The sequence below is a fragment of the Acinetobacter sp. ANC 5054 genome, assembly GCF_002135295.1.
Classification (GTDB): domain Bacteria; phylum Pseudomonadota; class Gammaproteobacteria; order Pseudomonadales; family Moraxellaceae; genus Acinetobacter.
The window spans coordinates 133278-155548 of sequence record NZ_NEGG01000008.1; the positions used below are offsets into that span (position 1 = coordinate 133278).

General features: G+C 42.9%; 16 protein-coding genes. 5 read left to right on the forward strand and 11 right to left on the reverse strand.

Going from position 1 to position 22271, the window contains the following annotated elements; translation table 11 throughout:
* Positions 1–54 precede the first annotated feature (54 nt).
* Positions 55–876 carry a 4-hydroxy-tetrahydrodipicolinate reductase gene (gene dapB / locus B9T33_RS09945; protein ID WP_086178756.1) on the reverse strand — a complete coding sequence of 274 codons (822 nt, stop codon included), beginning with the start codon at positions 874–876 and terminating at the stop codon, positions 55–57.
* Positions 877–1187: 311 nt separating this feature from the next.
* On the opposite strand from dapB, the gene B9T33_RS09950 reads away from it, so the two are divergent.
* A complete protein-coding gene (locus tag B9T33_RS09950; RefSeq protein ID WP_086178757.1) occupies positions 1188–2837 on the forward strand; it encodes a PglL family O-oligosaccharyltransferase in 1650 nt (549 codons plus the stop codon).
* 86 nt (positions 2838–2923) lie between these two features.
* Here the strand turns inward: B9T33_RS09950 and dnaJ are convergent, their stop codons facing one another.
* The 4 genes from dnaJ to B9T33_RS09970 form a co-directional block, all read right to left on the reverse strand.
* The gene (dnaJ, locus tag B9T33_RS09955) at positions 2924–4039 is read right to left on the reverse strand and encodes a molecular chaperone DnaJ (RefSeq protein WP_086178758.1); all 1116 of its coding nucleotides are present in this window, start codon (positions 4037–4039) and stop codon (positions 2924–2926) included.
* Between the two features lie 108 nt (positions 4040–4147).
* Positions 4148–4525: a hypothetical protein gene (locus tag B9T33_RS09960; RefSeq protein WP_086178759.1), complete on the reverse strand. Its 378-nt coding sequence runs from the start codon at positions 4523–4525 to the stop codon at positions 4148–4150.
* Between the two features lie 133 nt (positions 4526–4658).
* Entirely contained in the window at positions 4659–7796 is a 3138-nt protein-coding gene (locus B9T33_RS09965; RefSeq protein WP_086178760.1) for an efflux RND transporter permease subunit, read from the reverse strand.
* Positions 7793–8902 (reverse strand): efflux RND transporter periplasmic adaptor subunit, encoded by a 1110-nt coding sequence (locus B9T33_RS09970; protein ID WP_086178761.1) that lies wholly within the window; start codon positions 8900–8902, stop codon positions 7793–7795. Before B9T33_RS09970 ends, B9T33_RS09965 begins: the two co-directional genes overlap by 4 nt.
* Before the next feature lie 151 nt (positions 8903–9053).
* Here B9T33_RS09970 and B9T33_RS09975 point away from each other — a divergent pair, with 151 nt between their 5' ends.
* The 4 genes from B9T33_RS09975 to B9T33_RS09990 all read left to right on the forward strand — a co-directional run bounded on the left by B9T33_RS09975 (position 9054) and on the right by B9T33_RS09990 (position 15133).
* A complete protein-coding gene (locus B9T33_RS09975; RefSeq protein ID WP_213033195.1) occupies positions 9054–9674 on the forward strand; it encodes a TetR/AcrR family transcriptional regulator in 621 nt (206 codons plus the stop codon).
* Positions 9675–9829: 155 nt separating this feature from the next.
* The gene (ppc, locus tag B9T33_RS09980) at positions 9830–12514 is read left to right on the forward strand and encodes a phosphoenolpyruvate carboxylase (protein ID WP_086178763.1); all 2685 of its coding nucleotides are present in this window, start codon (positions 9830–9832) and stop codon (positions 12512–12514) included.
* 297 nt (positions 12515–12811) lie between these two features.
* Positions 12812–14116, forward strand: coding sequence for a solute carrier family 23 protein (locus B9T33_RS09985; protein ID WP_086178764.1), 1305 nt, complete (start codon positions 12812–12814; stop codon positions 14114–14116).
* 102 nt (positions 14117–14218) lie between these two features.
* Positions 14219–15133 carry a LysR family transcriptional regulator gene (locus tag B9T33_RS09990; RefSeq protein WP_086178765.1) on the forward strand — a complete coding sequence of 305 codons (915 nt, stop codon included), beginning with the start codon at positions 14219–14221 and terminating at the stop codon, positions 15131–15133.
* 12 nt (positions 15134–15145) lie between these two features.
* Here the strand turns inward: B9T33_RS09990 and B9T33_RS09995 are convergent, their stop codons facing one another.
* From B9T33_RS09995 to ilvD, 6 genes are all read right to left on the reverse strand, one after another.
* Positions 15146–15883: a sulfite exporter TauE/SafE family protein gene (locus tag B9T33_RS09995; RefSeq protein WP_086178766.1), complete on the reverse strand. Its 738-nt coding sequence runs from the start codon at positions 15881–15883 to the stop codon at positions 15146–15148.
* Positions 15884–16419: 536 nt separating this feature from the next.
* The gene (locus B9T33_RS10000) at positions 16420–16842 is read right to left on the reverse strand and encodes a hypothetical protein (protein ID WP_086178767.1); all 423 of its coding nucleotides are present in this window, start codon (positions 16840–16842) and stop codon (positions 16420–16422) included.
* Positions 16843–16902: 60 nt separating this feature from the next.
* Complete coding sequence (locus B9T33_RS10005) at positions 16903–17673, reverse strand: sulfite exporter TauE/SafE family protein (protein ID WP_086178792.1); 771 nt, start codon at positions 17671–17673, stop codon at positions 16903–16905.
* Between the two features lie 653 nt (positions 17674–18326).
* On the reverse strand, positions 18327–18614 hold the full coding sequence (locus B9T33_RS10015; RefSeq protein WP_086178769.1) for a chorismate mutase: 288 nt from the start codon (positions 18612–18614) through the stop codon (positions 18327–18329).
* Entirely contained in the window at positions 18595–19917 is a 1323-nt protein-coding gene (locus B9T33_RS10020; protein ID WP_086178770.1) for a hypothetical protein, read from the reverse strand. Before B9T33_RS10020 ends, B9T33_RS10015 begins: the two co-directional genes overlap by 20 nt.
* Positions 19918–20070: 153 nt before the next feature.
* A complete protein-coding gene (gene ilvD / locus B9T33_RS10025; RefSeq protein ID WP_086178771.1) occupies positions 20071–21756 on the reverse strand; it encodes a dihydroxy-acid dehydratase in 1686 nt (561 codons plus the stop codon).
* Positions 21757–22271: the final 515 nt, after the last annotated feature.

The window sequence follows — 22271 nt, forward strand, 5'->3', positions numbered from 1 at the left end:
TTGATCGTCTTATTTTAATTTTATTTTGTTGTTATAAAGGATTTTAACGCGCTTTTAAACGTCAATATCGTTAAAACCCAGTACATCTTTCATATCGTATTTGCGTGCTTCACGACCAACCACCCATGCCGCAGCGCGAACTGCACCCGCAGCAAAGTTCATACGATTCGTCGCTTTATGGGTAATCTCCACACGCTCACCTTCGCCAATAAACATTGCAGTATGTTCACCAACAATGTCACCACCACGAATGGTTTGGAAACCAATGCTTTTTCGCTCACGTGGACCTGTATGACCTTCACGGCAATACACTGCATCTTCTTTCAAATCACGACCCAATGCGCCAGCAATCGCTTCACCCATCATCAATGCTGTACCCGATGGTGCATCCACTTTATGACGGTGATGTGCTTCGATGACTTCGATATCAACCGTGTCACCAAAGACTTTTGAAGCCAATTCAAGCAGTTTAATTGAAACGTTTACACCGACAGAATAGTTCGCTGCATAAACCACAGGAGTTTGTGTTGCTGTTTCATCTAAATAGGCTTTTTGTTCATCATTCATACCTGTCGTACCAATGACCAGTGCCACACCCGCTTCACGGCATAATTTCAAATGTTGTGCAGTAGCAGCAGGTGCCGTAAAGTCGATGAATACGTCGCAATCTTTGAGTACATCAGCAAGGTTCCCCACTACCTTCACGCCTACCGCACCGATACCTGCAAGTTCACCTGCATCTGCACCAACGAGGCTGCTTTCTGGACGTTCTACTGCCGCTGCCAATTGGTAGCCTGCTTGTTGAACTGCTTGAATTAAGATGCGTCCCATACGACCGCCTGCACCTAAAATCCCAATGCGTGGAGTAGCTGACATAACATTTTCCTAATGTTGATTCGAAATTGTTCTTACTATAGCAAAACTCCATGCACAGGCTAAGTTTGAAACAAAAATATTCCTTATTTTTCGTCTCACTCGTTCCTGCTCGGCTATCCTGACTCACTCGTATTTTTACGATTGTTTATTAAAAAATGGGGATACTCACACTGTTGAAATATCGCTCAGCATAAAATTGAATCTGACTTATTCAGCAAAAAGTGCATGGCTAAAAAATGACTGACTGTTACATCACCAAGATACAGCTTTTTCACGGTATGATAGGCGCGTTCTATTGATCCTGAATTTTCATGAAAACCTTACTGTATCTGTGTGCTGCCGGGTGTATTGCATTGGCCTGGCTGATTCCTATTCACTACCGTCCTTGGGCAACCTATACGGGTGAGCTATACACGTTTTTTGCGCTGTTTGCTTTGGCTGCCACGTTCTTTAAACAGAAGCTTGAAATTGCCAAGATTTCACTTCCTCTACTGATTTTAGCCCTGATTCCGATGCTACAACTGCTGTTCGGTCAGGTTTACTACTTCAGTATTGCACTGCTCTGTATGCTGTTTGTCTTCAGTTTCTGGCTGTGTATCAACATGGGCTTTAGTTTGTCACGTACAGCTGAAGCACGAGAAAAAACCTTTCGCTACGTCTGTATCACCTTTGCAGTTTCTGGTGTTTTGACGGGTTTGATTGCCATTTGCCAATGGCTGGATTTCGATCGTTTTCTGCCTTTTGTGATGAAAATCAGCGGGACAACGCGTCCATTTGCCAATTTTGCCCAGCCTAATAACATGGCAACGTTCTTGCTCATGGCCTTGTTGGCTTGTCTGTATTTATATGAACAACAAAAAGTTAAAACGCGCTATTTGGTGGCCTGCGCCATTCCTATTTTAGTCGGGATTGCCTTGAGCCAATCGCGCACTTCATGGGTGGCAAGCATCTGTATTTTGCTGTATTTGGCTTATGCCCAGTACCGAGATTATATCCGCCTGCGTTGGTTTTATAGTTTGGCATGGTTCCTTGGTTTTATCGGGCTAATTGTGATGATGCCAAAGCTCAGTCAATTGATGAGCCAAATGTCCGACATGAATATTCAGGAAAGTCGTGATGTAGTACAGCGTGCAGGCGGTGATATGTCTCGTCTGGCAATATGGAAGCAAATGGCACATGCCGTTGCTGCACAGCCTTGGTTTGGCTATGGTTGGCATCAAACCAGTACTGCGTTTGTAGCCATTTCCGATACTGTAGCTGGTCCTGTCTGGGTTCGTAGTGCACACAATTTCATCTTGGATTTTTTATTGTGGAATGGTGCAATTATTGGCGTACCCTTCTTGGCTTATTTTGCCTACTGGGGGATTCAACTGCAAAAATTGGCCAAGTCTGCGCTATCAATCATTGGTTTACTCATGGTCGGCGTTTTTGCCATTCATGCCATGTTGGAATTTCCACAAAATTACGCTTATTTCCTACTCCCTGCTGGCTTTATCATTGGGATATTACAAGCGGCAAAAGCGCAAACAGCTTCATTTCAACTATCGCCTTGGTTTATACGCATTGTCTTTATCATTGGTGTGCTGTTAATTACGGTCATTTATCGCGACTATGCCAATGCAGCGATTCAACTGGGTCAAGCGTCGAAATACGAAAAAAGTCCTGAGAAAATCACCAATCATGAGCCGATTTATTTACTGACCGAATTTAAACATCGTGTGGCAATTATTCGTTTGAATCCCTATCAAAAAGTCTCGGAGCAAACGATTCAAGAGACCGATAAATTGGTAAGAAGTTATCCTGCCAAATATCACTTGATAAAATATGCCCGTTTATTGGCTTTTAATGGTCGTGAGGTGGAAGCGCGTCATCAACTGCAACGCCTCAAAACCATTTATAAAATTGACATGAGCTATGAGGATTTACTGCCACCGATTCATCCCGCTCAAACCGAACATTAATATGTGGAAACACCCATAAAAAAAGCCTGCATGAATGCAGGCTTTTTTGATATGACTTATTTTTTGAATAAGCCAGTGAGAATCACTTAGTCAAATAGACGATCAAAGAATGATTTTTTCTTTGGTGAAGATGTATTGTCATCTCCATCCATGGTTTCTTGCAATTCTTTTAATAACTCGCGCTGACGTGATGTTAAGTTCACTGGTGTCTCTACCACAATGCGGCAAAGTAAATCGCCAGTCATGCTGGTACGTACAGGTTTTACACCCTTACCACGCAGTCGGAACAATTTACCTGTTTGTGTGCCTTCAGGCACTTTGAGGCTGACACGACCATCTAAAGTTGGGATCTGAATTTCTTTACCCAAAGCAGCATCTGCAATGCTTACAGGTACGTCCATATACAGGTCTGCGCCATCACGTTGGAAGATTTCGTGTTCACGAACAACCACTTCTACATATAAGTCGCCAGCTTGGCCATCACGGATCGCCTCACCTTTACCACTTAAACGTACGCGATCGCCATTGTCCACACCCGCAGGAATAGTAACTTCAAGCGTTTGTTGACGGTCTGACACACCTGAACCATGACATTTATTACATGGGTTTTTAATGATTTTGCCTTGACCACGACACGTGCTACAGGTTTGCTGCACAGAGAAGAAGCCTTGCTGCATGCGCACTTGGCCTGCACCATGACAGGTTTTACAGGTTTCAACATCGTTCGGGTTTTTAGAACCTTTACCATCGCAGGCATCACATGGTGCTGGCGCAGTAAAGGTAATGGTTTTTTTCACGCCCTTCACAGCTTCTTCAAGCGTAAGTTCCATGACATAACGTAAGTCTGAACCGCGACGCGCACGTTGCTGACCACGACCACCACCACCAAAAGCGCCACCGAAAATGTCGCCAAACTGACTAAAGATGTCTTCTGCGTTAAAACCGCCACCGAAGCCACCGCCGCCGCCCATACCACCTTCAAAGGCTTGATGGCCCATACGGTCGTACATGCTACGTTTTTCACTGTCTGAAAGAATTTCATAAGCTTCTGCAGCTTCTTTAAATTTTTCTTCAGCTTCTGCGTTATCTGGGTTACGGTCAGGGTGATACTTCATCGCCAACTTGCGGTAGGCTTTTTTAATTTCATCATCACCTGCGGTTTTAGAAACGCCTAAAACCTCATAATAATCACGTTTAGCCATGTCTGGCGATGCTCCTCACGGAATTCAATTTAATACTTAACTGTGGTCTGAAATTGGGGGATCAAACCATTTTTTCAAGGCTTCGACAGGAAAAAATTTTGTACAGGCTTAGAATACGGCTTTATTTTTAACGAATTTACCTAGACCTTTGATCCAAGCATTCAGTAAAAATAAGAAAGCGATTGCTGAAAATACGACACCGACCACCGTACATCCAGTAACCCAAAGATAAGTATCCCAGTAATAAAAAAACAAGGGGATAAACCACAGTGCGGCAAAGGCTGCCATGAGTGAATAAATAACGACGGTACGCATGACCCAAAAGGCTTGGGCTTGCAGCCAGACTTCAGCTGAATCGACTTGAGAGACTTTGCGTGCAAGCCAATAGGCAATTACACCGCTAATGAGGGTAAATAACGCGAAAAACATGAAGACATACGAGATCGCAATATAGCGGCGATACTTGGCTAAATTCTCTGCTGTCATTTGTTATCCAACCCCATAAACACAATATGCTGCGCTGCATTTGTGATCATTTTACTTTTTTAAAAATATCTATGTAGATCAGGTGCTACTATAGAGAAAAATTCAATATTTCGCACCCAATTTTATGACACTTTTATGGATTCTGTTGAGTTTTTTTCACTTTAAACCACTGTGCATACAATGCAGGTAAAAAGAACAGGGTCAACAGCGTCGCCACGATTAATCCGCCCATAATGGCAACCGCCATCGGCCCGAAGAAAATACTGCGAGAAAGTGGAATCATCGCCAGTACCGCAGCCAAAGCGGTCAGCACAATTGGACGACAACGGCGCACCGTCGCATTAATAATCGCATCCCAAGCCGACTCCCCCGACTGAATATCTTGTTCAATCTGATCAATTAAAATCAGTGAATTTCGCATGATCATGCCAGACAGTGCAATTGTTCCGAGCATCGCGACAAAACCAAAGGGTTTATTAAACAGCAACAGGAATAACACTACACCAATAATGCCCAGAGGCGCTGTTAAAAACACAATCACAGCCCGTGACATACTCCGCAGTTGAATCATCAATAAGGTCATGACCACTGCAAGGAAGAGTGGCATGCCTGCATTCACCGAACTTTGACCACGTGCAGATTCTTCTACCGTGCCGCCCACTTCCAATAAATAACCATTTGGCATCTCAGCACGTAATTGATCAAACGGCTCTGTTAACTCACCCACCACCGTGGCAGGCTGTAATTTACTGCGAATATCGGCACGCACTGTAATCGTCGGCAAGCGGTTACGATGCCAAATCAGGCCTTCTTCAAAGCGGTATTCAATTTTCGCAATTTGCGCCAATGGCACAGAACCGCCTTTTGCGGTTGGCACAGCCAAGCTACTGAGTGATCCCACATCTAGACGCTCGGCCTGATCGCCGCGCATACGGATTTCAATCAACTCACGTTTTTCACGATACTGATTAATCACTGCGCCACTGATTGAGCTATTGAGGAAATTCGCCAAATCTAAACTCGACACACCCATTTGACGTGCACGGTCTTGATCAATCTCCAATTGAATAACTTTACTTGGCTCACCCCAATCCAAATGTACATTGGTTGTGTTGGGGTTTTCACTGACTTTTGTAGATACGCGTTGTGCCCACTCACGTACCAAGCTGAGATCTTCGCCCGATACACGGAACTGCAATGGATAACCCACAGGTGGGCCATTTTCCAGTAAAGACACACGGGTACGTACTTCGGGCAATAATTTGCGAATTTCATCTGCTAATGACTGACGAATTTCATTACGGTCATCTAGAGATGAAGCCAATACCACAAATTGCGCAAAACTGGCTTGCGGTAATTGCTGATCTAAAGGTAAATAAAAACGTGGCGATCCCGTCCCCACATAGGCGACAAAATTATCAATACCCTGTTTTTTTGATAAGAATGCTTCGACTTTTTTGACCGCAGCTTCTGTTGCTTTGAGCGAAGCGCCTTCCTCAAGTTTTAAATCCACCAAAATTTCAGCACGGTTGGACGGTGGAAAGAACTGCTGAGGGACAGTTTTAAACATCAATATCGACAACACAAAGATGCCGACTGTCGCTGCAATTACCGTTTTGCGATAGGTCACACAGGTATCGACCCAACCACGAAAGCGTTGATAAAACTGTGTTTGGTAAGGATCGTGATGCTCACCTGCGTGGTGCATAGTGGGCTGTGGTTCAGGCTGTTTCCGCAGACGTGCCCACAGGCGTTGATACCAAGGTGCTTTTTGAATCAAATCTTTATTGAAATCTGGCAGTAATTTGTCACCCAAATACGGTACAAACAGCACCGCAGCAAACCACGACACAATCAGGGCAATGGTCACCACTTGGAAAATTGAACGCGTGTATTCCCCGGTACTTGATGCTGCTGTCGCAATGGGCAAAAAGCCTGCCGCCGTGATTAAAGTCCCCGTCAACATTGGAAAAGCCGTGGTGCGCCAAGCATGCCCAGCGGCTTGCAATCGCGTGTAGCCCTGCTCCATCTTAATCGCCATCATCTCGACGGCAATAATGGCATCATCCACCAATAGCCCCAGTGCCAAAATTAGTGCACCCAAGGATATTTTATGTAGCCCGACATCAAACATTTGCATGCCAGCAAAGGTCATAGCCAAAACCAAAGGAATGGAAAATGCCACCACCAATCCAGTACGAAAACCTAATGAGAAAAAGCTCACCAGCAGGACAATAATCACTGCCTCAGCAAGTACTTTCATAAACTCATTGACGCTGCGTTTCACCGCCACGGGCTGATCGGAAACTTTTTTCAGCTCCATGCCCAAAGGCAAAGTTTTTTGCAAACGCGCAAATTCAGTTTCGAGGTTCTTACCGAGTGCCAAAATATCACCGCCCTTACGCATCGACACGGCAATACCTAAACCATTTTCACCCATAAAGCGCATACGTGGCTGCGGTGGATCACTGAAGCCACGATAGACTTCTGCCACATCACCCAGTTGAATGGTGCGATCATTGACCAGCAAAGGCATCTGACGCAGTTCATCTATATTTTGTAGGTTGCCACTCACCCGCACTTGTATACGGTCTGAATTGGTTTCAAAGAAACCTGCACTGGCTACGGTATTTTGTTGTTGTAGTGCCTGCTGAATCGCAGTCACAGGAATGCCCAGTTGTGTGGCTTTGGTGTTGGAAATTTCAATCCAAATTTTTTGATCTTGCAGTCCGATTAAATCAACTTTGGCAACATCTTTGACCCGTTGCAATTGCAGTTGTAAACGGTCGGCATATTCCTTCATGGTGGCATAGTCGAAGTCTTTGCCCGTCAGTACATAGATATTACCGAAGGTATCGCCAAACTCGTCATTAAAGAAGGGACCTTGCACTCCAGAAGGCAACTGATGGCGAATATCATTGACCTTCTTACGTACCGTGTACCAAACATCTGGCACTTGCTGTGACCGTAAACTGTCTTTGGCGACAAATGTGACCATCGACTCACCCGGACGCGAATAGGCCATGATGCGTTCATATTGCCCTGTGGTCATCAGCTCTTTTTCAATGCGATCTGTGACCTGCATCGAGACTTCTTTGGCTGTTGCGCCAGGCCAATAGGTTTGAATCACCATCACTTTAAAAGTAAATGGCGGGTCTTCACTCTGCGACAATTTGGAATAGGACACGATCCCAATAATGCCCAGCAGAATCATAAAATAAAGGATTAAGCCTTTATTTTTCAGTGCCCACTCTGACAGGTTGAAATTCATGATTTCGCGCCTCCCGAAATTTGGACAGCACGATTTTCACGGTCGACTGGATGAATTTTTTGTTTTTCACGCAGTAAATGTACACCACCTACAACCACATAGTCGTTGGGTTTAAGTCCACTCAATACGGGTACCGTCTCACGACCATATTCCCCCAAAGTCACAGGGACTTTGCGTACCGTATGGTCTGCATTGACCACCATCACATAGGCCTGCTGACCACTGGCAGACACACTCGATAGTGGCACTTGAATCACATTGTGCTGTGCTTTGTTTAAAAAGACTCGAGCACTTTGTCCCAATTGGATCGCACTATTCCCTTCACGCAGCGCAACTTTGACGCTATAAGTGCGTGATTGATCTGCAGCTGGACTAATTTCACGGACAAAGCCAGCAAATTTTTCATTCGGCTTCGACCATAAGGTCACCCATGCATCCTGCCCTACCTTCATGTCAGATACCGCTTGTTCCGGTACACCAATCACGACTTCACGCTCACCCGCAATCGCCAATTGATAGGCGGGTTGACCAGCGGCAATCACTTGACCAACCTCAATATTCCGTTCAGTAATCACGCCATTTTTATTGGCAATTAATTGGTTATAGCCCGTTTGATTGCGGCTAACGTCATAGTTGGATTGGGCTTGCTTTAAATTGGACTGCGCTGCTTTATATTGGTTTTCTACCGCATCATATTGAGAGCGACTTACAGCATTGACGGGCAGTAATTGCTTGAAGCGCTTTAATTCATCTTCAGCAATTTGTGCTGCTGAACGTGCACTGTCCAATTGTGCTTGAGCTGCATTTAATTGCAGCTGCGCATCTTTAACATCTAGTTTTGCCAAGACCTGCCCGACTCGGACTTGATCACCCACATCGACATAACGCTCGGTAATTTGTCCGCCAACCCGAAAGGCCAAAGCCGTTTGCTGGCGCGCTTGCACATCACCCGCATAACTCTTTTGTTCAAAATGGCTGGCGCTTGGTTGAGTCACCATCACAAATGGAACTTCCTGTTCAGTTTGTGCTTTATCCTTGCTGCATCCCCATAAGGTCACACTGCAAACGATGATCATGCTGACAACTGTGGTCTTAATCGTACTCATGAAGTTCGCTCTTAATAAAAAGTATTTTTTAGGGCAGAATATTATTCAATTCGATTGGTTGTTTTTTAATTAATAAACCATACGGTACATTAATTAGATTATTTAATCGAAATCAATGACCTTTTCGCCTTTTTTGGAAATATTTCAGCAAATGAACGTCGGCCGCCCAAAAGATTTAGAAAAACGACAACGCATTTTGGAGTCGGCAAAGCAACTTTTTTTAGAAATGGGCTATCACGGCTCGAGCATGAATCAAATTGCGCAAAATGCTGGCGTAACCAAACTCACGGTATATAACCATTTTCAAGACAAAGCGACGTTGTTTACCTGTGCCATTGAAGACACTTGTGAAGAGATTTTAAGTACGCGCCCCCATCAATTACATGCGGGTAGTGATTTTTTGCAGGCTTTATATGAAGTCTGTGAATTGGCAATGAATATTATTAACTTACCCGAAGCCATCAAGCTCGATTTGTTGCTCTTAGAATTGGCTGCCGAACATAGCCCCTTGGTCGAACAGTTTTATAATGCCTCGCATTTAAAATTACGTCAGGTTTGGGAAACACTTTTTCGCGATGCCGCAGCATTTGATTTTATTCAGGCTGCAAACCCCGCGACTCAAACCGAATTGATTGTTTCGCTCTTGGCAGGTCTTCGCCATCAGGAAGTTTTATTGGGCATGCGGGATTGCCCAACAGCAGAAGAGCAACGCGATATCATTGGCTTTGCCATTGAAATCTTTATGTTGAAATATGGAAAATCCAGCACATAAAACCCCATGCCTGCAACATTTCCACGCTAATCTGTTTTAAATGGCATAACAATTGCTCATTTTCCTATAAAAGTCATCCGACTTTTGTCTGTACCCCCTTTTGCCACAGCACTTTCAGGGTATAGTCGAGACAGGAACAAGCGGAGAAATAACAAATGATTCAACAAATTGATGCTCCATTACGTGAAGACGTGCGCTTACTGGGCAATTTATTGGGTGAAACCCTGAAGCAGCATGCAGGACAAGATTTGTTTAATCAGGTAGAACAAATTCGTGCTTTATCGAAAGGTGCACGCGACGGACAAATCGAAGCAGAAAAGCAACTGGAACAATTGTTTTTAAACTTGAAAGATGAAGAAATTCTGCCACTAACCCGTGCATTTACCCACTTTTTAAACTTTGCCAATATTGCAGAGCAGTACCATGTGGTTCGTAGCCGCCGTCAAAGTGAATTTGATGAGCAGGCGCCCTCACCAAATCCACTCGATCATTTATTTGAAAAATTTAAAAGCAATAACATCAGTGCAGAACAACTGTATCAACAGATTTGCGAACTCAAAATTGAATTGGTCCTGACTGCCCATCCGACTGAAGTCAGCCGTCGTACCTTGATTCAAAAATATGATGGCATCAATGACTGTCTGTTTAAAATGGATCAGCAAAAACTCACTCCACGTGAACGCCAAGCCGTATTAGACGATTTAAAACAACTGATTTGCTCAGCATGGCAAACCGATGAAATTCGTCAACACCGTCCTACCCCAGTGGACGAAGCCAAATGGGGCTTCACAACCATTGAGCAGACCTTATGGAATGCTGTACCCAAATTCATGCGTGAATTGGATGGCATGGTACAAGACCATTGTGGTCAAGCTTTACCGCTGAATGTTGCACCAGTACGTTTTGCCTCATGGATGGGCGGCGACCGTGATGGTAACCCCAACGTCACCCATAACATTACCCAAGAAGTGTTATGGCTCTCACGTTGGAAAGCAGCGGATTTATATTTACGTGATATTGAAGACTTGCGCTGGGAACTCTCGATTCAAGAATGCAGTAAAGAACTTAGTGATTCGCTGGGGCATTTCCATCCAGAACCGTATCGTGAGTATCTACGAAACGCCCGTGAACGTCTTAAAGCAACGCGCAACTGGTTAGCCCTGAAACTGCGCGGTGAAGATGGTGATGACAGCCGAGTGATTAAAAGTCGTGATGCACTACTCGAGCCACTCATGGTCTGCTACCGATCACTGATTGATAGTGGTTTACCTGAAATTGCCAATGGAAAATTGCTCGACTTTATTCACCGCGTGAACTGTTTTGGTATTGAATTACTCAAACTGGATATTCGCCAAGAGTCGACTCGTCATCGCCAAGCGATTTCAGCGATTACTGAATACTTAGGTTTAGGCAATTTTGAAACATGGACTGAACAAGCCCGTCAAAATTTCTTAATTCAGGAACTTCAAAGCAAACGTCCTTTATTGCCAAAGCACTGGAATGAGCCGAAACAAAGCTTAATTGAGCATCCCGATGTGCAAGAAGTTTTTGCCACGATGCGTACATTGGCAGCACAGCCGCCAGAGAGTTTAGGCGCTTACATCATTTCAATGGCAGAACATCCGAGTGATGTGTTGGCGGTGTTATTACTACAAAAAGAAGCAGGGATTCAACAAGCACTGCGTGTGGTGCCGCTGTTTGAAACCTTAAAAGATTTAGATGGTGCTTCACGTACCATGAACACCCTATTTAATATGCATTGGTACAAACAGCATATTCAGGGCAAGCATGAAGTCATGATTGGCTACTCAGACTCAGCCAAAGATGCTGGCTTTATGTCTGCCAACTGGGCGCAGTACCGTGCTCAAGAAGAATTAACCGCAGTGGCGAAACAACATGGTGTGCAACTGACCTTATTCCATGGTCGCGGTGGTTCAATTAGCCGTGGCGGTGCACCAACCCAACAGGCCTTATTCTCGCAGCCACCGGGGTCAATTTCGGGCGCTATTCGAGTGACTGAACAAGGCGAAATGATTCGCTTTAAATTTGGTCTAGAAGGTATTGCGCTACAAAACTTAGAAATTTATACCGCTGCAACCTTGGAAGCAACGCTATTGCCTCCGCCAGAACCGAAACAGGAATGGCGTAAGCTCATGCACAGCATGACCGATTTATCAGTTCAGGTGTATCGTCAAACCGTGCGTGAAAATCCACATTTTGTAAAATACCTACGTACCGTAACCCCTGAACTTGAGTTACAAATGCTGCCGCTGGGTTCACGCCCTGCAAAACGTAAAGTTAGTGGTGGGATTGAATCACTCCGTGCCATTCCGTGGGTATTTGCTTGGACACAGATTCGTTTAATGTTGCCGGCATGGTTAGGTACAGGCGCTGCAATTAATCAAGTGATTGATCAGGGTCAAAAAGAAACCTTAGAAGAAATGCTACAACAGTGGCCGTATTTCCAAACCTTAATTGATATGTTGGAAATGGTCTTATCTAAGGCAGATGGTCATGTTGCGCTTTATTATGAGTCTCATCTGACTGACGATGCTGACTTGAAACAACTAGGTGAGGAATTACGCCAACGCCTTCGTGATGCGGTACAAACTCTATTGGCACTCAAAGGTGAATCAAAACTGCTGAGTAGCAATGATGTACTCGACCAATCGATGAAAGTCCGTAAGCCTTATTTATTGCCTCTGCATTTACTGCAAGCAGAGCTGATGAAACGCCGTCGTGCTTATTTGGCTGAACGCCAAGCAGAAAATACCCCAGTCGATCATGCATTGATGGTAAGTATTGCAGGTATTGCGGCAGGCCTCCGTAATACTGGCTAAATATTCCAATATTGATAGAAGCACACTGCAAGGTGTGCTTTTTTTTTGAGCGTTTATTTTCCTTATAAATATTTAGAAATATATAAAATAAAAAATATTTATGAAGTTTCACATAATTCAGCATCTGAATTAATTGCATGATTTAACTTCCTTTTTCCACATTAAATATTTTTACCAATTGGTAAAAATATATGTAAAGTCAGTTAATTAATTTGAACAAAATATTCTTAAAAGAGATTAAATCTTCTAAAAAACAAGAGTATGATGTGCACAATTTATCTTTTGAGTGCTCATTTTATGTCCAATTGGTTTCCCAAATGGCGCCCGTACGAAGGCAATATTGATGCACGTCCTGTAGGTACCAACGAGTACCTTCCACCTATGCAAAGTGTTGTATTGGGGATACAACATGCCTTTGCCATGTTTGGTGCAACGGTCCTTGCACCATTCTTGATGGGTTTTGATGCCAATCTTGCAATTTTAATGTCGGGCATCTGTACCATCTTGTTCTTCTTTATGACTGGTGGTCGTGTACCAAGTTATCTGGGCTCAAGCTTTGCCTTTATTGGTGTGGTCATTGCCGCAACAGGTTATGCAGCGTCAGGTACTGGCGCAGCAAATGCCAATATCGCATTGGCTGCTGGCGGGATTATGGCCTGCGGTATTTTATATGCCATTTTTGGTTTTATCGTGATGGCAACGGGTACCCGTTGGATTGAAAAACTCATGCCACCTGTAGTGACAGGTGCAGTGGTGATGATCATTGGTCTCAACCTTGCCCCAGTGACCATTAAAGGGGTTGCCGGTAATAACTTTAATATGTGGATGGCTTTAGTAACCGTTCTATGTATGGGTTCAATTGCTGTGTTCACCAAAGGTTTATTACAACGTCTATTACTCTTAGTTGGCCTTCTACTCGCTTACTTGGTGTATTACATCGTATCGAATGTGATGGGTCATGGCACACCAATTAACTTTGTTCCTGTACAAGAAGCCGCTTGGTTTGGTATTCCACACTTTCATTCTCCAGAATTTAGCTTCAATGCAATGTTGATCATTGCACCGATTGCGTTGATTTTGGTTGCTGAAAACTTAGGTCACATTAAAGCGGTAGGCGCGATGACAGGTGAAAACCTCGATCCGCATATTGGCAAAGCCTTTGTTGCCGATGGTGTTGCAACCACGCTTTCAGGTGGTGTGGGTGGCCCAGGGATGACCACTTATGGTGAAAATATTGGTGTAATGGCTGTAACGCGCGTTTACTCAACCATCGTGTTTGTATTCGCAGGTGTATTCGCCATTTTCCTTGGTCTGTCACCGAAGTTTGGCGCGATTATTCATACCATTCCACAAGCGATTTTGACTGGTGCATCGATTGTAGTCTTTGGTTTGATTACCATTGCGGGTGCGAAAATCTGGATTGAAAACAAAGTCGATTTCTCAAAAAATAAAAACCTGATGGTCGCTGCTGTGACGATTATTTTAGGTACAGGCGACTTTGCGCTGCAATTCGGTAACTTTAACCTTGGCGGGATTGGTACCGCGACATTTGCAGCCTTAATCCTGAACTGGTTCTTTAGCTTAGGCGATAAATCAGAATAATTTAGAATTTATGTAGTCTTTGAAATTTTAGCAGCCAAATGGCTGCTTTTTTTTATGGCACATAATTCGCTAAGATAAGACATCACTTTAGGAAGTTGCAGAATGCGTTTGGATTTATTTGACCTCCAACTGGTGCTACATATTGTGGAAACGGGTAGCTTGACCAAAGGTGCAGCCCGCTCAGCCATTTCCCTGCAAGCTGCCAGTGAACGGATTAAAAAGCTCGAGCAACATTACCGTACTGCCCTATTTATACGTCAAGCCAAAGGCGTGAAACTCACCTTAGCGGGGCAAACCTTGGTTGAACATGCGCAAAACATCCTCCAACAAGGCAAGCAACTGGAATTTGCCATGCAGCCCTTTGCTGAAGGTTTAAGTTCCAGTATGACTCTATGGTGTAATTCATCGGCACAGAGTGAATATCTGCCCTTTTTATTGCCGCAATATTTAGTTGAAAACCCCAATACGCAAATTGAATTGTTTGAAGCCGAATCGAAAGATATCGTTGCCGCTATTGAGCAAGGTACTGCACAACTGGGCTTAATTTCGGGTTTTTTTAAATCGACACATTTACAGACTTTAGAATTTGCCGATGATCCTTTGGTGCTGATCTGCCCTGCAACCCATGTGTTGGCTCAGCAGCATTCGGTAAAGCCTGCCGATATTTTGCATTATCCCTTTGTGGGCTTGATGCAATATCACTCCTTGCAACAATCCATTGAAGCCCAAGCCAAAATTTTGGGCTGTGAAATTCAATATCGGCTGCGCCTGCCCAACTTTGCCGCAATTGCCCAAGTGGTCGCCAATGGCGTCGGCATTGCAATTATGCCAAAACGTGCAGCGCAGCGTTTAAGGAGTGTTTATCAATTTGCCCAAGTGCAGCTGATGGGTGAATGGGCCAATCGGAAACTCTTGCTCACTGCACGCAGTTTTGATGAGTTACCAACGAGTTATCAGCATTTGAGTCAGTTTTTAATTTCACAAAAAATCAAGCTTGATGATCAGGAAAATGGCTGATTAACCACTGCCTTAAATCCAATGAAATTGATGCAGCATCATATAACTGCCCAAGGCAATCAGTCCGATAAAGAATACTTTACGGAATTTTTGCTCTGGAATGCGGTAGCGGATTTTTTTACCCGCCCACATGCCAATGAGTGCAGGAATCAGCGCCATCGCTGACATGGCATAATCAATCGGGATATCTTCCACAGGATTTTGCTGTAAAAATACGGCTAGGCAAATGGTTGAGGTAGTAAAAGCTAGGCCAAGCGACTGCACCAAATCGTCACGTTTCAGTTGCAGACCTTGTAAATACGGCACAACAGGGATCACCACCACACCTGTCGCGACAGTGAGTGCTCCACCCAAATAGCCTATAATTGGCGACAACCATTTTTCATGTGGCGCGAAATTCGGCAGGCTTTTGGCAAATAATCCATACAGCCCATACAGTGCCAGCATACCGCCGAGCAAGGCTTCGCTTTTAAATTCACCTTGCCCTAAGGTCGGGAAAATACTCCAAATAGAACCGACGATAATCCCGAGTAGCAAAGGCCAAAAGCGTTTGATTAAACGTAGCACATGACCTTCGGCAAACAGTTGCCAAAAGTTGGTCACCATAGATGGAATAATCAGTAAGGTTGCTGCCTGAAAAGGACTGATCACCATGGTGAGCAGGCCCATAGACACCGCAGGTAAGCCCAATCCAATGGTGCCTTTAATGAGTCCAGCCAATGCAAAGACTGTGATGACAAACCAAATCATGGCAAATCTCTTTGAGGTATTGACTCTATGTTATGTAATTCAGAGAACTTGAAAAATCACTGTTTTTTGAAGTGAACCTCAATCAAATATTGAGGCTAGGTTGAAATATCTATGCATAGTGTATTTGGGCTAAACAAAATCTTTTGATTTTGAATAAAATATAAGCGTATTGTTGGAATAGTTATGTAAAAGCCGTTCCAATGTGCTGTTTACTGGAGCGGCTTTAGTTAAGATATTTATAGTAAAATCTTAATAATTCCATATAACATGTAATATGTTAATTTTAGGAAAACTGTAAAATGCCATTACTTTGAGTTCTGCTAAAACTGCTGAAACTTACCCAAATGATATGAAATGGAAAATTTGGAAAGAATTAAGCATAGAAAGAATAAATCAAAAGAGAAACCATTAATCTTTTTTAGATATCCCTGAAACAATTAGTAGGTTTACATAGAAGTTTTTGATCACTTCGAGATAATCTGTAGTATGTCACAAACTAAAGAATCAAAGCTTTTTAAAGTCCAAAGACTATCTATTTATTCAGGATCTAAGTAGATAATTCCCATATCAATTTTATTAAGATGGTCAAAGCCTTCCCTATCTTCTGAAACTTGATCTACATAGAGGTCAGCATATTCAATTCTTTTTGTTTGATAATTAGGGAATGAAAAAAATAAATCTCCTGTACTATTAGCATAATCTACAGGAGGTCTTTTTAAATAGTATTTTTCAGTTTTAGCAGGAATAAAGAATTTTCCATTTGCATCTAATTTAGTATCAGGATCTGAAAGAATACCATTTACGCCAATATATCCTAGTTTGTTTTTTAGTGGTAACTTGGTTTTATTATCATAGACATAACCACTGAATTCAGACGTAAAAAAAACCGTTTTTTGAGTACACGAAGCTAGGGCTAAGATGATGAAAATAAATAAGAAGCTCGTAATTAATTTTTTCATTTTTTTGATATCCCTGAAAGAAATAAGAGCCCTTTAACATCTTGCTCATGAGTTTAAACCTTATGCAAAGAAAAGAGACAGCCCCATACGACCAATTAAAAATACCAACAAAATAAGGAAAAAGATGCGAATAAAACCGCTTCCATAGCGTAAAGCCAAAAATGATCCAACGATTGATCCCACTACATTACACAATGCCACAACCAGACCAATGTTCCAAAGAACATGACCTGATGGAACGAAAAACAGTAAAGCTGCACTAAAGGTCCCTAAATTGACCAACTTGGCGGATGCAGACGCATTTAAAAAATCAAAGCCAAAACACCGAACAAAAAGAAAAAGTAAAAAGCTGCCACTGCCTGGGCCAAACACCCCGTCATAAAACCCAATCAGTGCACCAAATAATATTCCTAATAAAATTTCCCGTTTACCACTATGAATATAGCGATGTACTTTGCCTAAATCTTTTTTTAGAAAGGTATAAATCGCCATGACGACCAATAGAACAAAGACGATATAGCTCATTAATTCTTTTGGAATATAGGAAACCGACATTGCACCCAAAAAAGAAAAGATAAATGCTGAAACCATAGTCGGTAGGAGCAAAGCCCAAACAATTTTTATTCTTTTCAAATATGTTGAAATTGAGGAAAGCGTACCCGCGAATACCGCCAGTTTATTGGTACCCAAAACCGTCGCCAAACTGTGCTGAGGTAAAGCATGTATTAATGCAGGGAGTTGAACCAAGCCACCGCCACCCACAGCAGCATCAATTAAACCACCACAGAATGCAAAAATACCTAATATCACTAACGCACTATCAACATCCATAAAATGCATAATCCATTCATATCAATTTTATTATTTTTCCAAACTAGCAGCTTTTTATTACTTAGACTCTCAAATGAAGTCCAACTATTCTCCATCCATTAAAAACCATTTAATCACGTTATGCGACAGATCTGATTTTAAAAAATATTGATACAAAAAGAGAAACCTAACGCAATTTCGACAAAGTGAATGATGTTAATTTAAAAAATTAAGATACATTTTCTCAAACTGTCTTTCACATATGAGAGGGTATAAAATAATGAAAAAAATATGTTTTTTTTTCTCTTACTCATGGGTACGAGAAGTATCTATGCGTGTGAACCTGCAAGTGTCAATTGGGAAAACGTATATCAGCAAGTCAAGCCCAATATTCAAAATCTAGACCAAGCAAAAAATATCTTCTTGAGCTTTGACGATTTTAAAAAAATTTCGAATATCTATCCCTATGAATAGCCCAAAGATCAAAAATTTCAGGGTACTGATGGAAAATTAAATTTATTTAATGACTTAGATGAAAACAAAGATAAACAACTTTCACAAAATGAAGTTTTTAATATTTATAAATACTTACCCAACCCATGTGCAGGGTGGCCTTGGTAAGTGATATTTACTTTTAAAGGTTCGTCATCGATGATTAAATACTACTATACCTATTAAGGTCGAATTTCTTTCAACTCACGCTGAATAAAATGCTGAATCATATCGCGATATAAACGCTCCACAATATCGGCATTTACACCGTGCTCTGTGGCCTGCTGACGAATTTTACTTATTACTGCTTCAACACGTTCGGGTGATTGAACATCTTGTACCGAGCGCTTAAAACGTACTGCTTGATCCACATAAAATTGACGCGCTGCGATCAGTTCAATAATTCCCTGATCAATCAAATCAATCTGAGCACGGGCTTGTTCTAAGGATTCAACTTTTTCTTTCTTCATCTTCTCTAGATTCACTTTCAGCAGCATTTTCACTTTTATACTTCTCTTCTAACACATTACTGAAAATACTTTCAATCATCCATACGCGGTATAAGCTATTAAATACATAACTTTGCCCAGCAATACGAAGCTCCAAAACAGGAAAATCTGGCTGTGATTTCATCTCACAGTGCATATCATTTTCTTGTAATTTTGCTGCAATATCATCATGGGTCATTTCAGATATTTCCAATTCATACTGCAATGTTTGAAAATGCGCTTTGTAAGATAAATCACGTCCCTTGGTCCAGACCGCTTCCAAAATACGATACATCACCTCTACGCGCTGCTCTTCAGGCGCACTATAGTACAACTGGGTCATTTGCAACGTTGCAGCCTCGGTCGGACGACAAAATGGGGTAAATTTAACTTCAGTCCGTTTAGATAAACGTGTTGCCAAACTCCAGTCGAATAAATCGCGACCGTGATAACTTAGCGGATACACATTCAGTTGAATATTATAAAAATCGGCCAATTCTTCTTTAATATATGCCAGCAGCAGCCAAGAAATCGGGTCTTCCAGCGCGATATACAAATCCAGTTCTGGATCAAGCGCTTGGATTTCATTTAATTCTTCTGCATCACTGATGAGATGCTCACGCCATTCAATATGATTGATCATAAAGATCGGGTTATCGGTCAGCAATTTTTGTTGTTTTAAGCGACGAGTGAGACGCAGCAAATCATCTACGGCATGGTATTTACGTTCACCGAATTCAAAATAACCCGATAAAATCGGGGTGTCTGTAAAGATACGTTCAGGAAAATCTTGCGCTTTATGATGGCGACTGGCCATGGCATAAAGGGTACGCAGCTTGCCATACTGTTTTTGCCATAGCATGTGGAACACATCTTCCAATAAATATAAGAAATCCTGCCCACGTAAAGGGGTATTTTTTAAAATCGTTTCAGCTTGTTGTATGGCTTCTTGTGGCGGCTGTTCTGGTGTGTCATGAAAACTAAAACGATGCTGACGCGATAAAATTTGTGCATCATTCAAGCAATATTGTTGCCATTCCATCGCCGACATTTGATTCGGCGGCTCTGCCGCTTGGTTGGAAATAATGACTTTGAGGGGCTTAATTTCATCACTGAGAATATCTTCGAGCTGTGGCAGTTGTTGTGCAGCCAAGTAGCTATACACATCATCTAACCGAAGATAAACACTCAAACCTTGGTCCGTGGGTAACACCGCTTGTCGGGTCGGTTTCTGATAGAACCAACTCGATCGGATTGGATCGAACCAACGGCGTAACAGTGACATGCGTTTTTTGCCTCAAAAAGTTGGGTTGTGCTAACCGCTGTCAGCACATACACGAAATTCAACAGCCTATTATGAAGATGTTTTGATGTTGATATAAGCCTTGTGCAAAACTTATATCAAGTCAGGGCTAAATGTTCAATGTTTTACAAGGGATTAGAGTTCAAGATTAAGGTCAGTGACCGCACCTTTTTCTGCTCCTGAGGTTAACTTGGCAAATTTCGCCAAAGCACCATGGGTATAGTTCGGTTTTGGTTTCACCCAAGCGGCTTTACGTGTAGCAATTTCTTCTTCCGATACATGCCAGGTCATTTCTCGTGTTTCAGCATTGATGGAAATTTTATCGCCATTTTTCACCAAGCCAATCGGGCCGCCCTCATAGGCTTCTGGTGTTACATGACCAATCACGAAACCGTGGCTACCACCTGAGAAACGTCCATCTGTCAACAGTGCAACTGACTGACCTAGGCCTTTACCAATGATTGCAGAAGTCGGTTTCAGCATTTCTGGCATGCCCGGTCCACCTTTTGGCCCTACACCACGAATCACCACCACTTCGCCTTCTTGCACTTCGCCGTCTAAAATACCGCGCATTGCGCCTTGCTCACCTTCAAATACTCGCGCAGGGCCTTCAAAATACAGCCCTTCTTTGCCAGTAATTTTCGCAACTGCACCTGTTGGTGACAGATTACCTTTGAGTACCACTAAGTGTGAATCTTTTTTGATCGGCGCATCAAATGGCAGAATAATCTGCTGACCTTCTGGATAATCTTCGACATCCGCCAAGTTTTCCGCCAAAGTTTTGCCCGTGACCGTCAAGCAAGAACCATCCAACATCCCTGCATTCAACATGCGCTTCATCAACGGTTGAATACCACCAATCGCAATCAGTTCAGACATCAAATATTTACCTGATGGACGTACATCGGCCACCACTGGAATGTCTTTACCAATACGCACAAAATCATCCAAAGACAGTTCTACACTTGCGGTATGTGCCATTGCAATCAAGTGCAGCACGCCATTGGTTGAACCACCTAAAGCAATCAATACTTTAATTGAGTTTTCAAAAGCGGCTTTGGTCATGATGTCGCGTGGCTTAATGTCCAAACGCAGCAAGTTCATGACGGCTTCACCAGCGCGTTGGCAATCGGCAATCTTATCCTCAGATACTGCTTCCTGCGCAGACGAACCCGGCAGACTCATGCCCAGTGCTTCAATCGCTGAAGCCATCGAGTTGGCTGTGTACATACCGCCACATGAGCCCGGGCCCGGTAAGGACACTTCTTCAATCTGCTTGACCTGAATTTCGTTAATTTCGCCTTTGGCATATTGGCCCACGGCTTCGAACACAGAAATCATGTCGGTATGCCCTGCACCCGGCTTGATGGTACCGCCATAAATAAACAGCCCCGGGCGGTTCAGGCGTGCCAAGCCCATAATGCAGCCCGGCATGTTTTTATCACAACCGCCAATCGCAATCACACCATCATAGGCCTGACAGCCCACGACGGTTTCAATTGAGTCGGCAATCACTTCACGCGAAAGTAGCGAATATTTCATGCCTTCGGTACCGTTGGAAATACCGTCAGAAATAGTAATGGTATTGAAAATAATGCCTTTACCACCTGCTGCATTGACGCCAGCTTCGGCCTCACGTGCTAAGCCATCGATATGCATATTGCACGGTGTGACATTGGCCCAAGTCGAGGCAATACCAATAAATGGACGGGTAAAGTCTTCATCTTGAAAACCCGTTGCACGCATCATGGAACGTGCAGGGGCATTTTCAATGCCTTCGTAAACGGGAGCGGAATGTTCTCTTAAATTATCTTGACTCATTGTTCTTCCTTGGCGATGGCTGATTTGAGCTTCAGCTTTTGGCGGATTCTTTTCATTTGATTGTATAGAAAGTGCTCGGTATGTAAAAGAAATTACATCCCAACAAATGAGATTTTAGTGTATTCAAGACTTTTCAATCACATGACAAAGCCATATAAAGTGGATGAGAAGGTTTGAATAATGGGGGGATTTTTCATATAAATCCTCTTCCTAACCCTAACCCTCTCCTTTAAAAGGAGAGGGAACATCCATTATTAATCCATGAAGCACGTAAGCTAGCTGAAGCAAACCATTTACGATATTTGATACGCGACAAGACCATCTGCAACTGTTCGAGGCAGGACTAAAATTAATATTTAATGTTTCTGTGATGAATGTGAAAAATGTTGATATCTGACGAGTTTTGCAGATGGAAATGGTTTTGGTTACTTTTGCCGAAACAAAAGTAACATCCGAGCTCCGAGCATTTACTTAATAATGATAAGACTCCGTCGTGTCATTCTTTTAAATTTAGA

Bases quoted from the DNA above. Each gene is read 5' to 3' on its own strand.
- dapB (WP_086178756.1), bottom strand. From the start codon at position 876: ATGTCAGCTACTCCACGCATTGGGATTTTAGGTGCAGGCGGTCGTATG.
- B9T33_RS09950 (WP_086178757.1), top strand. From the start codon at position 1,188: ATGAAAACCTTACTGTATCTGTGTGCTGCCGGGTGTATTGCATTGGCC.
- dnaJ (WP_086178758.1), bottom strand. From the start codon at position 4,039: ATGGCTAAACGTGATTATTATGAGGTTTTAGGCGTTTCTAAAACCGCA.
- B9T33_RS09960 (WP_086178759.1), bottom strand. From the start codon at position 4,525: ATGACAGCAGAGAATTTAGCCAAGTATCGCCGCTATATTGCGATCTCG.
- B9T33_RS09965 (WP_086178760.1), bottom strand. From the start codon at position 7,796: ATGAATTTCAACCTGTCAGAGTGGGCACTGAAAAATAAAGGCTTAATC.
- B9T33_RS09970 (WP_086178761.1), bottom strand. From the start codon at position 8,902: ATGAGTACGATTAAGACCACAGTTGTCAGCATGATCATCGTTTGCAGT.
- B9T33_RS09975 (WP_213033195.1), top strand. From the start codon at position 9,054: ATGAACGTCGGCCGCCCAAAAGATTTAGAAAAACGACAACGCATTTTG.
- ppc (WP_086178763.1), top strand. From the start codon at position 9,830: ATGATTCAACAAATTGATGCTCCATTACGTGAAGACGTGCGCTTACTG.
- B9T33_RS09985 (WP_086178764.1), top strand. From the start codon at position 12,812: ATGTCCAATTGGTTTCCCAAATGGCGCCCGTACGAAGGCAATATTGAT.
- B9T33_RS09990 (WP_086178765.1), top strand. From the start codon at position 14,219: ATGCGTTTGGATTTATTTGACCTCCAACTGGTGCTACATATTGTGGAA.
- B9T33_RS09995 (WP_086178766.1), bottom strand. From the start codon at position 15,883: ATGATTTGGTTTGTCATCACAGTCTTTGCATTGGCTGGACTCATTAAA.
- B9T33_RS10000 (WP_086178767.1), bottom strand. From the start codon at position 16,842: ATGAAAAAATTAATTACGAGCTTCTTATTTATTTTCATCATCTTAGCC.
- B9T33_RS10005 (WP_086178792.1), bottom strand. From the start codon at position 17,673: ATGGATGTTGATAGTGCGTTAGTGATATTAGGTATTTTTGCATTCTGT.
- B9T33_RS10015 (WP_086178769.1), bottom strand. From the start codon at position 18,614: ATGAAGAAAGAAAAAGTTGAATCCTTAGAACAAGCCCGTGCTCAGATT.
- B9T33_RS10020 (WP_086178770.1), bottom strand. From the start codon at position 19,917: ATGTCACTGTTACGCCGTTGGTTCGATCCAATCCGATCGAGTTGGTTC.
- ilvD (WP_086178771.1), bottom strand. From the start codon at position 21,756: ATGAGTCAAGATAATTTAAGAGAACATTCCGCTCCCGTTTACGAAGGC.